This is a genomic window from Streptomyces sp. BoleA5, from assembly GCF_000373665.1.
In the GTDB taxonomy this organism is placed as follows: Bacteria; Actinomycetota; Actinomycetes; order Streptomycetales; family Streptomycetaceae; genus Actinacidiphila.
Map to the genome: position 1 here is coordinate 355,596 of NZ_KB892090.1, position 12,562 is coordinate 368,157.

The 12,562-nt window shown below is 66.7% G+C and carries 14 protein-coding genes; 11 read left to right on the plus strand and 3 right to left on the minus strand.

Features of this window, described 5'->3' with window-relative positions; all coding sequences use genetic code 11:
- Window positions 1–40: 40 nt before the first annotated feature.
- Window positions 41–667, minus strand: coding sequence for a DUF6000 family protein (locus B085_RS0101655; protein WP_018556811.1), 627 nt, complete (start codon window positions 665–667; stop codon window positions 41–43).
- Between the two features lie 577 nt (window positions 668–1,244).
- On the opposite strand from B085_RS0101655, the gene snpA reads away from it, so the two are divergent.
- On the plus strand, window positions 1,245–2,189 hold the full coding sequence (gene snpA, locus B085_RS40880; RefSeq protein WP_018556812.1) for a snapalysin: 945 nt from the start codon (window positions 1,245–1,247) through the stop codon (window positions 2,187–2,189).
- Window positions 2,190–2,408: 219 nt separating this feature from the next.
- Complete coding sequence (locus tag B085_RS40885; protein ID WP_267881080.1) at window positions 2,409–2,957, plus strand: dihydrofolate reductase family protein; 549 nt, start codon at window positions 2,409–2,411, stop codon at window positions 2,955–2,957.
- Window positions 2,958–3,160: 203 nt separating this feature from the next.
- Here the strand turns inward: B085_RS40885 and B085_RS0101670 are convergent, their stop codons facing one another.
- Window positions 3,161–3,652, minus strand: a complete 492-nt coding sequence (locus B085_RS0101670; RefSeq protein WP_018556814.1) for an ArsI/CadI family heavy metal resistance metalloenzyme — start codon at window positions 3,650–3,652, stop codon at window positions 3,161–3,163.
- 96 nt (window positions 3,653–3,748) lie between these two features.
- On the opposite strand from B085_RS0101670, the gene B085_RS0101675 reads away from it, so the two are divergent.
- The 5 genes from B085_RS0101675 to B085_RS49035 all read left to right on the plus strand — a co-directional run bounded on the left by B085_RS0101675 (window position 3,749) and on the right by B085_RS49035 (window position 7,076).
- Complete coding sequence (locus tag B085_RS0101675; protein WP_026250576.1) at window positions 3,749–4,138, plus strand: ArsR/SmtB family transcription factor; 390 nt, start codon at window positions 3,749–3,751, stop codon at window positions 4,136–4,138.
- The gene (locus B085_RS0101680) at window positions 4,135–4,968 is read left to right on the plus strand and encodes an aquaporin (protein WP_018556816.1); all 834 of its coding nucleotides are present in this window, start codon (window positions 4,135–4,137) and stop codon (window positions 4,966–4,968) included. The genes B085_RS0101675 and B085_RS0101680 overlap by 4 nt, the downstream gene beginning before the upstream one ends.
- A gap of 15 nt (window positions 4,969–4,983) precedes the next feature.
- On the plus strand, window positions 4,984–5,403 hold the full coding sequence (locus B085_RS0101685) for an arsenate reductase ArsC (protein WP_018556817.1): 420 nt from the start codon (window positions 4,984–4,986) through the stop codon (window positions 5,401–5,403).
- Between the two features lie 188 nt (window positions 5,404–5,591).
- Window positions 5,592–6,386, plus strand: a complete 795-nt coding sequence (locus tag B085_RS40890) for a formylglycine-generating enzyme family protein (protein ID WP_234018472.1) — start codon at window positions 5,592–5,594, stop codon at window positions 6,384–6,386.
- 429 nt (window positions 6,387–6,815) lie between these two features.
- Window positions 6,816–7,076, plus strand: coding sequence for a hypothetical protein (locus B085_RS49035; protein WP_158689631.1), 261 nt, complete (start codon window positions 6,816–6,818; stop codon window positions 7,074–7,076).
- Between the two features lie 1,203 nt (window positions 7,077–8,279).
- Here B085_RS49035 and B085_RS0101700 read toward each other — a convergent pair.
- Window positions 8,280–8,666, minus strand: a complete 387-nt coding sequence (locus B085_RS0101700; RefSeq protein ID WP_158689632.1) for a hypothetical protein — start codon at window positions 8,664–8,666, stop codon at window positions 8,280–8,282.
- Window positions 8,667–8,678: 12 nt separating this feature from the next.
- On the opposite strand from B085_RS0101700, the gene B085_RS0101705 reads away from it, so the two are divergent.
- The 4 genes from B085_RS0101705 to B085_RS49045 all read left to right on the plus strand — a co-directional run bounded on the left by B085_RS0101705 (window position 8,679) and on the right by B085_RS49045 (window position 12,461).
- Window positions 8,679–9,311, plus strand: coding sequence for a hypothetical protein (locus tag B085_RS0101705; RefSeq protein WP_018556821.1), 633 nt, complete (start codon window positions 8,679–8,681; stop codon window positions 9,309–9,311).
- A gap of 343 nt (window positions 9,312–9,654) precedes the next feature.
- The gene (locus B085_RS45365) at window positions 9,655–10,302 is read left to right on the plus strand and encodes a GIY-YIG nuclease family protein (RefSeq protein ID WP_018556822.1); all 648 of its coding nucleotides are present in this window, start codon (window positions 9,655–9,657) and stop codon (window positions 10,300–10,302) included.
- A 544-nt stretch (window positions 10,303–10,846) separates the two neighbouring features.
- The gene (locus tag B085_RS49040; protein ID WP_158689633.1) at window positions 10,847–11,917 is read left to right on the plus strand and encodes a serine/threonine protein kinase; all 1,071 of its coding nucleotides are present in this window, start codon (window positions 10,847–10,849) and stop codon (window positions 11,915–11,917) included.
- Complete coding sequence (locus B085_RS49045; RefSeq protein WP_158689634.1) at window positions 11,904–12,461, plus strand: ABC-three component system middle component 2; 558 nt, start codon at window positions 11,904–11,906, stop codon at window positions 12,459–12,461. Before B085_RS49040 ends, B085_RS49045 begins: the two co-directional genes overlap by 14 nt.
- The last annotated feature ends 101 nt before the right edge of the window (window positions 12,462–12,562 follow it).

A 12,562-nucleotide genomic window follows, 5' to 3' on the forward strand; every position in this document is an offset into this window, starting at 1 on the left:
TCCGGATCCGGATCCGGGGTGGCCGCACTCGCAGCCGCCTTCAGGGGCGGTGCCCGGGGTGCCCGGCGCTCTCGTCGGCGAAGGCGCAGAGCCGGCTGACGCTCTCGCGGTAGCGGTCCGGCGTGCCGTGGTGCTCCTTGCGGGGCGGCCCGTCGATCCACTGACGCCATAGGCCGTCCGGGGCCAGGAACCGGGCTGCCCGATCGGACCGGAGCTCTGCGTCGAGGTGCAGGAGAGCGCCCATGGCGGCGGTCTGGTCATAGGAGAGGTCAGGGCGTCGCAGGTAGCGATCGAGGTAGGCGGCCGGCAGGTCCGCGTCGGCGGGAGTCGCGAACGTGGCGAGGGTGACGCAGTAGGCCGAGCCTGCGAGGCGGACCTCGCCGGCGAGAAGCATGTCGCCGAGGCGTTCGCGGAACCCGGTTCTGCGGGCGGCGGCGATGAGCCAGGCCGCGGTCCTGCGTTCACGCCGGCTGCCTTCGAGCGGGATGGCCGGCTCGCGGGGTCTGATGTCGCGGGCGGCCTCGCCGAGCTCCCTTGCGAACGTGGTGCGTTCAGGCCCGGTCATGCGCATGAGCCGGCCGCCGAGTCTGAGGTGGCGCCTGTCGGGTGTGACGTAGCGGTGGACAAGAGCGAGCAGCTCGGGATCATCCTCATCGGCGTGACGCATGGCCGCATCCTGTCCTGGGCGACGCCGGTCGACCAGTGCGTTTCCCGGCCCCGGCGGTCAGCCGGCCGACTGAGGGGCGGCGGCTCAGTGGTGGGGGATGCCGCCCGGCGGCGAGGGCGACGCCTGGGGACGGTTCGGGGCCGGTGGAGCACGAAACGGGCGGAAGCCCATGTTCTATGAAATCGGTCACAGCGCCGCGCCTACCACCTGGCGTGCTTAGTAGACCCGGCGTGGTCGAGATCTAAGCATTTGTCCATTTTTGCCCGAATGTGGATTTTGGCGTGCGTCCCGGAATGCCACCCAATCGACACGCACGCCCACTACCCGGCGGCGTAAGGATTCTGACGGCGCGACAGTCCCGCGGTCCCGTCGCCATATGCGAAGCGGAGGGCCGCGCACCGCCCCGGCGAGATCCCGGGACCTACGAGGCGACGTAGTGGCGGGACCCTTTGCGCTCCCTGCCGAGCCGCTCTAACAATGACGACCCAAAGGACGTCGCTGCAGTTCAGAGCTGGTGTTCCCGCGGATTCGACCGCGCACCGGGCGCTCGGCGTCACCGAGTGAGTAGGAGCCTCACATGAAGTCGTCCCGAACGTCCGCGAGGCTCCTCGCCCTCGCTCTCGGCGTGGGTCTGGCCTCCAGCGCGCTGGGCGCGGTGGCCGGTGCCGCGTCGGCCGCCACCCCGTCCGCTTCCGCCGGTACCTCCGTGGCGCGGTACGACGGGTCGGCCGGGGAGGCCGCGAACAACAAGGCGTTCTTCGAATCCGTGCTCAAGTCGGTCGCCGCGAAGCGCGCCGCCCAGCCCGACGGGCAGGCGGTGACCGTCTACTACAACGACTCCAAGGCGCCGACCTTCCGCTCGCAGATATCGAGCGCGGCCTCGATATGGAACAGCTCCGTGTCCAACGTCAAGCTCCAGGAGGCTTCGAGCGACGCCGATGCCGACTTCTCCTACCGCGAGGGCAACGACTCGCGCGGGTCGTACGCCTCCACCAACGGCCACGGAAGCGGCTACGTCTTCCTCGACTACACCCAGAACCGGCAGGACGACTCGCTTCGTGTCGTCACCCACGAGACCGGCCATGTGCTGGGCCTGGCGGACGACTACAGCGGGCCGTGCAGTGAGCTGATGTCGGGCGGCGGCCCCGGCCCGTCCTGCACCAACCGCTATCCGAACGCCACCGAGCGCTCGCGCGTCGACCAGCTGTGGGCCACCGGAGCCGCGCAGGCCCCGGGCGCGGGGAACCAGCCCGGTGACCGACTCGGCCCTGCACCGCAGGTGGGGACCGGGGCGCCGGGCCAGGGTCCGGGGGTTCAGGGCCCGGGGGTCCAGGGTCCCGGGGTTCAGGGTCCGGGGGTTCAGGGTCCCGGGGTCCAGGGTCCGGAGGTTCAGGGTCCGGGGGTCCAGGGTCCCGGGGTTCAGGGTCCGGAGGTTCAGGGTCCGGGGGTCCAGGGTCCCGGGGTTCAGGGACCGGAGGTCCAGGGTCCGGGGCGTCCGCTCCACAGGACGCCCTGGGGGTGATCGCGTTCCCCCGTGGGAAGCGGCTCGCCGACGGCGCCTGGGCACTCGTGCGGCAGGCGCCGGGCCGTGCGGGGGAGTGCCCTCGGCCGACGCGCGGAGACACCGGCCGCGCCGCCGGCGCGCAGCGGCACCGATGAGTTCGCGCGCCGTGAGCGGTCCACTGAGGAGACCCGGTGAGCGCCGGGTGCAGACTCCCAGGAGAGATCCGCGCGAAAGCTGATCGTTTCCGAGTTCGTGACGCTGGACGGCGTGATGGAGGCGCCAGGAGGCGAGGACACCCGTCCACACTCGGGGTGGGTGTTCGACCATATGAGCCCCGAGCAGGGGCAGTACAAGGTCGAGGAGACGCTCGCCGCCGAGACGCCGCTCATCAGCGGGGTGACCTACGAGTCCTTCGCCGGCTCCTGGCCGGAGCGGACCGGCGAGCTGGCCGACCAGCTCAACACGATGCAGAAGGTCGTGGTGTCCGGCACCTTGACCGACCCCGCCTGGCAGAACACGACGGTGCTGACCGGCGATGCGGTCAAGGGCGTCGCCGAGCTCAAGGCGAAGGACGGCGGGCCGATCCTGGTCGCGGGCAGTGCGCGGCTGGTGCACACCCTGCTCGATCACGACCTCGTCGACGAGCTGCGGCTGATGGTCTTCCCCATGACCATCGGCGCCGGGCTCCGCGTCTTCCCCGACACGGTGCGCAGAACGCCGTGGCGGCGCGTCGACAGCCTGCAGTTCCCGCCCGGCCCCCGGGTGGACGTCTACCACCGCGCCTGAACATACCGGCGCGTCGCCTACAACGGCGGCACCTTGTCCGTGAACGCCCCGCCCGGCTCCCGTCAGCGGGGCGTTCCCAGTGGACCTGGACGACCGCAGGCCGGCCCTTCCGCTCGTGGCCCCCGCATGTCCCCCGCCGTTGCCGCTTCGGCGGCCCAAGGACGGCGACCGGGCACGGGTTCCCGGCCGAATCGCCCGGCGGCCTAGCGGGGACCGCAGGCGCAGCCTCCGCCGGTGGTGGCCGAGGTGGTGTCCCGCGCGGTCTCGGCATGCTCGCCGGAGCCGCAGCACATGCCCGGGGTGCTGTCCGCGCTCCTGCCGAGAGTGTCGGCGTCGGCCTTGACGACGTACACCTCCCACGGCTCCTTGCCGGGGGCGGTGACCCAGACCTTGTCCTGGAGGGCGTAGCAGCAGGAGGTGTCGTTCTCCTCGAAGGTGGCCAGCCCGGCCTCCTGGAGCCGGCCGGCGGCCGCGGTGACCTGCTCGGTGGACTCCACCTCCACGCCGAGGTGGTCCAGGCGCGTGTCCTGACCGTCCTCGCCCTCGATCAGGACGAGCTTGAGCGGGGGTTCGGCGATGGCGAAGTTGGCGTAGCCGGGGCGGAGTTTGGCGGGCTCGACGCCGAAGAGCCGGGAATAGAACGCGATGGACCCTTCGAGGTCGGCGACGCGCAGGGCGAGCTGAACGCGGGACATGACGGTCTCCCTCATCTGCTTCTGTATCGACATCCATCGATACAGCTCGGCAACCCCGAGGTTGCCATCTGCATCGACAGACGTCAACATAGACGCATGTCGAAATCAGAGCTGCGGGTCCTCGGGCAGGACGACCCGGCCGCCGCGTGCTGCTCGCCGATGGTCCGTGAACCCCTGGGCGAAGCGGTTGCCGTCGACCTGGCTCGCATGTTCAAGGCCCTGGCGGATCCGGTGCGGCTGCGACTGCTGTCGCTGATCGCCTCGCATGAGGGCGGCGAGGCATGCGTGTGCGACCTGACCGGGCCGTTCGACGTGTCACAGCCGACCATCTCCCATCACCTGAAGGTGCTGCGCGAAGCGGGTCTGGTCGGCTCCGAACGGCGCGGCACCTGGGTCTACTACTGGGTCCTGCCGCCCGCGCTCACCCGGCTCTCCTCCCTTCTGCAGACCCCGGCCGGACAGGCCGCTGCCGGGGCCCGCGGATGACCGTCCCAGCTCCGCTCGGCCGCCGTGTCGCTGCCGAGTTCGTCGGCACCGCCGCGCTGGTGGCAGTCGTGGTGGGCTCGGGCATCCAGGCCACCGAGCTGTCCCGCGATGTGGGCGTGCAGCTGCTCGCCAACTCCCTCGCCACCGTGTTCGGCCTGGGCGTGCTGATCGCCCTGCTCGGCCCGGTCTCCGGCGCGCACTTCAACCCGGTCGTCACCCTCGCCGCATGGTGGACCGGCCGCGCCACCGGCGACGGACCGTCCTCGCGTGCGGTCGCGGCCTACGTACCCGCGCAGATTGCCGGCGCCGTCGGTGGCGCCGTCCTGGCCGACGCGATGTTCGCCGAACCGCTCGTGGCCTGGTCCGCGCACGACCGGTCCGCCGGGCACCTGTGGCTGGGCGAGGTCGTCGCCACCGCGGGCCTGATCCTGCTCGTCCTCGGTCTCGGCCGCACAGGACGGCAGCGCATCGGACCCGTCGCCGTCGCCTCCTACATCGGCGCGGCGTACTGGTTCACCTCCTCCACCAGCTTCGCCAACCCGGCCGTGACGATCGGTCGCACCTTCTCCGACACCTTCGCCGGCATCGCCCCCGCCTCCGTGGCGCCCTTCGTCGTCGCCCAGTTCGTCGGCGCCGCCCTCGGGCTCGGCCTGGTCGCCCTCCTGTTCGGGCGTACCGCCCCGGCTGCGGCGTCCGTCGCCGAACCCGCCGACCCCGAACCCGCCGACCCCGAACCCGCCGACCCCGAACCCGCCGTCACCGAACCCGCCGTCACCGAACCCGCCGTCACCGAACCCGCCGTCACCGAACCCGCCGTCACTGGTCACTGAACAAGGAGGAACCCCGTGAGCACTTCCGCCGTCCCCTCCGTGCTGTTCGTCTGCGTCCACAACGCCGGCCGCTCCCAGATGGCCGCCGCCTTCCTCACGCACCTCGCCGGGGAGCGGGTCGAGGTCCGCTCGGCCGGCTCCGCCCCCGCCGACGCGGTCAACCCCGCCGTGGTCGAGGCCATGAGGGAAGCCGGGATCGACATCTCCGCCGAGGTCCCCAAGGTCCTCGCCACCGAGGCGGTGCGGTCCTCCGACGTGGTCGTCACCATGGGCTGCGGCGACGCCTGCCCGTACTTCCCCGGCAAGCGCTACCTCGACTGGCAGCTGGACGACCCCGCCGGCCAGGGCGTCGACGCCGTCCGCCCCATCCGCGACGAGATCGAGCAGCGCATCAAGGGCCTGCTCGTCGAACTCGGCGTCGAGACGCGGCCATGACCCCTTGATCAACGAGTCGTCTCGACTTCCGCACGCCGTCATTGACCGTGGCCGGCCGGCCGATGTGGCCCGAATGCGGCGCGGCACCTCGTGACCCGTAGCCATACCGGCGAGATGGAATGCAGAGCCCCTCGTTCATCCGGGATGCCTGACTGCTAGCGTCCGGCACCATGTGGGCTCAGGAGATCGTGGCCGGCCGACCGGCTTGGCGGCACACGCCGTCCGGGGTGGTCTTCCGCGCGGTTCCCGGTGGGACGTTCCGGATGGGCTTGTCCGACGCGGAACTGGACGCGGTCCGCGCCATCGAGCGCGCCGGAGGCGCCGAGGACGGCCTCGAACCGTTCTTCGCTGGTGCCGCCCAGGCCCAGCCGGTGCGAGAAGTACGGGTCGAGCCGTTCCTGATCGCCCGGCATCCGCTGACGGTCGCGCAGGTACAGCACTGGCTGCCCGAGTACGAGGACAGCCTCGCTGATTCGGTGTCGGGCACGGCCCGGGTCGAGGACGACCTGGACGACCTGCTCGGCGCGTGGCCGTTCCGGCTGCCGAGCGAGGCGGAATGGGAGTACGCGGCCCGGGCAGGCACGACCACCCTGACCTTCCGCGGGGACGGCAAGCCGGACGAGGACCAGGTGCTCGACGACTTCGCCGACGAGGAGCGGACCGCCGCGGCCGAGAACGCCTTCGGGCTGGCTGCGATGGGGTCGGCGAACGAAATCTGCGCTGACGTGTGGATACCGCATTTCAAGGGCGCGCCGGCAGATGCCCGCCCACGCACCGGTGACGGTCCGCGGGTGGCGCGCGGAGGCGCCGGTGACCTCTACCCGTGGCAGGGCTGCGACGAGTGGCTACTATTGCTCTCCGCCACCCGCTTCGAGATGTACGGCTTCACTGCGCTCCGTCCGGTCGCACCTGTTCCAACCGGTCCGGGGGATGTCCAGACCGCGCGCGCGACAGCTGCCTTGCAAGTTCGCGCCGTACCATAGGCCGCTTGCCGGGACCCCTGCGACGGACGGCCCTCGTCCCATCATCGGCTGCCGCGTTCCGCAGTTGTCTCTCGGCGTTGCTGTCACCGCCGTCGACAAGCATGCGGGTGGCTGCTTGCTGACGGGCCTGCACTCGAACTCGATGCGACGAACCCGAGGCACCCAGAGACAAGGAAGTCTGGTCAGCGAGTCCCCAGACGACTCTTGTGCGTGTGGTCGGTTCGACAGAGTTGGTCCAACGCACCTTGTAGAGCAGGTATGCGGAGTGCGAGCATGCAGCCCGTGACAACCTCCTCTAGATCATCCTTCGGCAGCACGCCTCCGCTCTTTCGTTGGGTGGCGGCTATCCGCAGGGCCCCGCTCAGCTCGGCCAAGGACGTAGCCGACTTCAGCCAGGGCACTGAACTCCGGGTACGTGCACTGTTCGTCATGCCGGACAGCAAGGTCAAGACGCAGTGGGGCGAGTTGCGCCTTTCGAACTCCGCGGACGCCATATGGGAAGCCAGGGTCGGCAAGGATGCGCTGACGATCCCGCTTGCCACCACCAGTGTCGCCCCCGCGGACAAGCACCTGTTCATGGGCACTGCCGGATTCGATCTCACGCTTGCCGACGGGAACGTGCGGCGCATGAGGGTTTACAGCGGCGACGCCGGTCTGGTCAAGGCCGCGTTCGGCAATTCTGGCGCATAGGAACGACCTTCGAAGCTGGTGGATGCGTGGGTCTCCTTAGGGGCACGGCCTTCCCTTCTTCCGCAACCCCCGGCCGTACCTGGCTATGGCTTCGACAGGTCCCGGGCATTCGTACGCCGGATCATTTCCACAACGTGCATCGTCTGCTCCATGCGGGCCCGTGGCCGTACAGGCGCCGCAGACGATTCACACTCGATCGCCAGCAGGCCAGCAGGCCAGCCGGGAGCCACAACATTTCGCGGAACGTCGTATTGCGTGCGAGTAAATAGCATGGGTCTGCCGGGAGTTCGCTCAGCCACATCCACGACCAGCGAGGCTCCCATCGGAACTCCCGGTTGGCCAAGGCTGGTCGATGGAGTTGTAAAGGATCGCCTCGTGTGACCTGACCTCCACGTCTGGTGTGGCCATGGCCGGTTGGAGGTAGGCGCCTGATCCGGGCTCGCGCGGCCAGGCTTCCGATCCCTTCCATCTCCGCGCTGACGGACCGCATCCGAGTCCGGGTCGCCCAGCAGCATCCGCACCTGCGCGCCGGCGGCGGCCCTCGGCGCCCGCTGGTCGGTGAGGTCGGGGTGTCTGTCGAAGAGGAACAGCCCCGCGTAGACGAGGATCTCAACGTGGCTGGTGGCCTGCTCGATCAGCGATGACCACAGGGCCGTCGGGACCGCTCCGCGGCTGCACACCGTGGCCTTTCCCGCCTCCCTCACCACGGAGCTGGCGGCCCATCTCGCCGACTATGCCGAGCTTGGCCGCACGGGTCGGGTCTTCGTCGGGCCGCGCGGGGGAGTGCTGCGGCGGAACAACGTAGGGGAAGGTCCCTCCTACGGCGCTCCAGTGCGGGTCCGGGCGGTCCTTGCCCTACCCAGCCCGCGGGTTCGAATCCCGTCGGCGCCGAACCCGACCGTTCCCATCGGCACGAACCGACACCGTCAGACCCGACACAGGCGTAAGTTCGGCGCGGTTGCTGATCCCTGACTTGTAAGTTCGCGTGCCCTGCTACGTGGCGTGCCGAAACCTGGTTGAGCGGTCGTTCCCCGATCCGGCGATGGTCATTTCGGCTTCTGATCGTTCGCCGCCGTTGATGTCAGTCGCTGATGTCAACACGATCCTTCGCGTCGACGACTTGAGAAGCCTGAGCGATCAGAGACGGTCGTGCTGCGGACCTGCGGCCCGCCTGTCGCCAACCGGTGACGGCAGAGTTTGCACTCACGCCCACGCAGCACACCCACGTACTGGCACGATCATCGTATGCAACCGGAAGTGATAGCTGCGTACATCGGTGGCGGTGGCGCTTTGGTAGGGGTCACCCTTGGAATCGCTGGAACCCTGGGTGCCGCTCGAATTCAGGCACGTGCCGCCCATGCTCAAGCAGACGCAGCAGTGCAGGCCGCCGACACTCAAGCCCGCGCCACTTTGCAGCAAGCCCACGTGAACGCCCAGCGCGACGCATTGGCTCACTTCGCCGACGTCGCGAATGTCCTCATCCAGCGAGTCGAGGCCGGGCGTGATGAGGTGCTCGGGGGGACCCTCTACCCAAGCCCCGGGCGAGCCGCCATGGATCGTCGCGATCACCCGGCTGACTTCCATGTTCAAACACGGGAAGTGATGGACACCCTGGTCGCTGCTGTCGTCCGCCTGAACATCGTCGGGCCGCTCAGCTTGGTCGAGGCTGCCAGAGGGATTCTGGGTGATTGCCACACAGCCGTGGGCGCCCTGATTCACGCTGACGCTTCCGCGCTTCGCATGATGGTTGCTGGCGACTTGAGCAGTGCTTCCGTCCAAGCGCATGTACACGTCGCGAACATCCCCTACGAGCATGATCCATCGATTGTGCGAATCGACATGGCACGGGTCCGCGAGCTCATCGCCGATGACCGGAGGCGTATCGAAGAGGCGTTCCCGCGACTACTCAAGGGCATGAGTAGCGACAGTGGACGCACCCTCTACGTCCGGCGCATGCTCTACGACTCTCTAGCAACTGTCCATGAGCTAGAGCAACTTTCTGACGACCTTGAGCAGTTCTGCCCCGGACACACTCCGTTTGACGGAGAACACGTGCATCCGGCGGAGGCGGTTGAGCGCATGCGTAACCGCGCGGACGAGGCCCATTCCGCCCGCCGTGCGGCCCGCAGCTATAGAGATGAGTGTAAGGAAAAGATCGACGAGCATCTCGGTCATGCCAGTGCACAGCTACGACACTTCCTAGACAGTGCGGCCGAACAGTTCAGCCAGACCTGACCGCGTCCGGCTGTGACTTGCGGGCGTCACATCAATCAATGCTCTGACCTGCTGTTGAGCTGTCAGTAGCTGTCGGCATTGGTCATTGTGTAGCGCCCTTCCACGGCCCCAGGACGGCCCGGGAGGGCGTTCGCGTGTTGGAGGAAATCTGCCTTGAAGGTTCGACTGTGCTGCCGGCCCTCGTCGGCGCCGGGCGGGTGCGACGAGTGTCGTGCGGCCGGTACACGCTTGCCGCGTAGAACTGTCCTACCCCGCAGCTATGTTGGGGAGAGAGCGTGACGTGGCCCCGGCTGGTGGTGGTGCATGGCCGCGCCACTTCGGAGACTGTTAAGGAGTCCCCGCGATGACGACCGTTCAGGCTTACAACGACGCTCAGCCGGGTAGCGGCGTCTCTCGACGATGGGTGTACCTGATCGGCTCGCCCGTGGTGCGCCCCGTGAAGATCGGCGTATCCAACGACCCGGAAGCGCGCCTCGCCGATCTCCAAGTCGGCAGCCCCGTGCCGCTAGTGCTGCTGTGGGAAGCGAAGGGCGGACAACAGCTGGAGTCGGCCCTACACCAGCACTTCGCGGCGCACCGGCTTCATGGCGAGTGGTTCGACTTCGGCGAGGACGATCCGATCTCGACCGTGGCTGCTGCTGCCGGGATGCTCGGCTACGGGGTGCCCGACCTGCCCGCCCCGTGCGCGCCGATGGTGCAGGCATCACCCTCGGTTCGGCACGTGAAGCCGCACACGACGCAGGGTCGGGTGCTGGCCGCACTGGAGGCCGGCCCCGTCACGCCGCGAGAGTTGGCCTCGCTGGTCGGCATGAACAGAGCCTCGGTCCTCCGCCCGGTTGAGCGGTTGGTGTTCAAACGCCGAGCGGTGCGCCTCCACGACGGGCGTATAGCGAAGGTTGAGGCGCCCACCGCGGAGCCGCACGACGCGCGAACAGTCTGTGAAGCACGACCGGAGCCACTTGCTTCTCAGCCGCAGCCGCGAGTCCCCTGATCGCCTTGGGTGTTGTCTTCTTTGAGGTCGACCTCTGCTGTGTCTCAGGCTCGTCATCCCCAACGCTTACCCATACCCGCGAGCGGCCGTCCGGTCCACCGGGGTGGTTCGCCAAAGTTTGAGTCTGGGTCCAGCCGAGCGGGCGTGGCCTTGCAACACTCGCTTTCGGAGTTCGTTCATCGCTTCGTCCGTGCCGCCTCGTTGCTACGACATGGATAGACGGCAAGTCTCTACTCCCGCCAAGGTCCTTGGGCATACAGCTCCGTTGCAGACATCTTCTGCCGTCAGGAGCGGCGAAGCGCTGGCACCCTGCCGACGCCGATCGCCGCCCGCGTCATCGCTGCTATCACCGTCGAGGAAGGCCGCAACGCCTGGCCGGGCAAGGGGTGCTGCGCACTCGCTGCCACTCGGCCCCTCGGGCCAGACTCCACCCATCTCATCCACGCTCCGTAACCATTGACAGACTGCTGGTCAACCAAACCGGGCTGATGGGACGATGGCGACCTGGGCCTCAGCGGCTCGTACGAGGGGGGATCGCACGCGAATGACGGAAGTACCTATTGTCGGCACAGGCGTTATCAATTTCGAGTTCTTTAAGATAAGAACCGGCAATGTCGATGGAGGTCGGGCGCTATTCGAACAGATGGTCCAGGACCTCGTTGACGTGAAGTATCCGAACTGTTCGACCATTGAGGCGAATCCGGGCGACTGGGGGATTGATGCCTACGTTGGATCCCTAATTGGAGGCGAAGTAAGCGTTTGGCAGTCGAAGTATTTCATCGACGAATTTGGAGAATCGCAGAAAAAGCAGGTCCGTGACGCTTATGAGCAAGCACTTGCCTGCGCAGTCCGGGAAGGATACATCCTTGCCAGTTGGACTCTGTGTATCCCGGTCAATCTGGACGGCCCTACAGAGAAATGGTGGAAGGGCTGGAAGGGGCGGATGGAAAAGCGGGATAATGTGACCATTGAACTATGGAATGCCTTGAGGTTGCGCCGGATTCTGCAGTCTGAGGATGCTCGGCAGATCAGGGAGTACTACTTCAATCCGACTGTGGCGCTACCACCTAGGGTGCAGCGGCACACCGAAACTCTTGAGGATTACGAACAGTATGAGGGGGCTCTCTTTGTTCGGCAGATGCGCGAAGCGGAGATGCTCGCCTGCGAGGAGGCAAAGGAAGAGTTCTTCAATGCCGAGATCCTCAGCCACGAAATCACGGACAAGGGAATTCCGGATGAGATGAAGGCTCTAGCCGATACGAAAGTAGTTCTGGCGTCTCTGTGGGCGCAAAGATTTAATAGCGCATTGCAAGTATCTTCCGGCAGGAAGCTGGTCGGACTCTATGAGCGTGTCATGGACGCAGTTCGCGAGCACCACCCGAACCTTCCCCCGGAAATTCGGTCTAATGTGGTGCACGCCTTTGGGATGATTCATCAGCGGGTTGATGCTGGTCGAGCCGGCTGGGTACGAGACTACCGAGATGTGGCAGCGGCTTATTTCAAAGAAGCTGAGGACGGCCCGCTGTCGCCAACTTTTTCGGAACAGGAAGACACGGAGAGCACCGCTACTAGTGTTTCCCGTGAGGGGACGGGGGGCGAAGATGTCTCCAATTGAGCCCAACGTCAGCCGCGCAAAGAGCGACTTTGAACACTATTTTCGACCCGAAGATGAGGAGGAATTTCGTCTGGCTCAACTGGTCCTCCTTCTCGAAACAATGCAAGACCAGAAGGCGTTGCCGAGTATCGAACGCTTGGGAGTGCTGGATTTTTTTGCTGCGAATCCATTCCTAGTCGTCCAACCTGACGAGCCCGACTTTAAACGTCTCGTACTTGCAGGGTTCTCTGTGAAGCCCATGAGCTATGCATCACCCGGACATCGGTTTATCACTCGAAGGAATCGAATCGAGCAGGACCTAGCCCTGCTGGTGGCCTACGACCTCGTGCGAGTGGCAATCGAGAAGGGATACCGGGTGTGCGTTTTGACGACCAGTGGATCTGAGCTCTCCGAACAACTCACGAGCGTATATGCCGATGCCTATAGAACGAGCGCCGAGGTGATCACGCAGAGGCTGCGGAAGATTCCCGACAGCAAACTACAGGATTTTTGCAGTTCCTGGCTAAATGCCGATCCCGCAATGTTGGACCTTTACGATGTGTGATGGGGGTAATCGGTGATCGCCACTCTCCACGGCTCCAGGGTGAGGATTCTAGGACTCCGCCTCTTGGGGTACAGGAAAGACTATCGTGTCGATTTCGTAGG

Bases quoted from the DNA above. Each gene is read 5' to 3' on its own strand.
- B085_RS45365 (WP_018556822.1), top strand. From the start codon at position 9,655: ATGACGACCGTTCAGGCTTACAACGACGCTCAGCCGGGTAGCGGCGTC.
- B085_RS49035 (WP_158689631.1), top strand. From the start codon at position 6,816: ATGCCGGACAGCAAGGTCAAGACGCAGTGGGGCGAGTTGCGCCTTTCG.
- B085_RS0101705 (WP_018556821.1), top strand. From the start codon at position 8,679: ATGGACACCCTGGTCGCTGCTGTCGTCCGCCTGAACATCGTCGGGCCG.
- B085_RS49040 (WP_158689633.1), top strand. From the start codon at position 10,847: ATGACGGAAGTACCTATTGTCGGCACAGGCGTTATCAATTTCGAGTTC.
- B085_RS0101675 (WP_026250576.1), top strand. From the start codon at position 3,749: ATGTCGAAATCAGAGCTGCGGGTCCTCGGGCAGGACGACCCGGCCGCC.
- B085_RS0101680 (WP_018556816.1), top strand. From the start codon at position 4,135: ATGACCGTCCCAGCTCCGCTCGGCCGCCGTGTCGCTGCCGAGTTCGTC.
- snpA (WP_018556812.1), top strand. From the start codon at position 1,245: ATGAAGTCGTCCCGAACGTCCGCGAGGCTCCTCGCCCTCGCTCTCGGC.
- B085_RS0101655 (WP_018556811.1), bottom strand. From the start codon at position 667: ATGCGTCACGCCGATGAGGATGATCCCGAGCTGCTCGCTCTTGTCCAC.
- B085_RS0101670 (WP_018556814.1), bottom strand. From the start codon at position 3,652: ATGTCCCGCGTTCAGCTCGCCCTGCGCGTCGCCGACCTCGAAGGGTCC.
- B085_RS49045 (WP_158689634.1), top strand. From the start codon at position 11,904: ATGTCTCCAATTGAGCCCAACGTCAGCCGCGCAAAGAGCGACTTTGAA.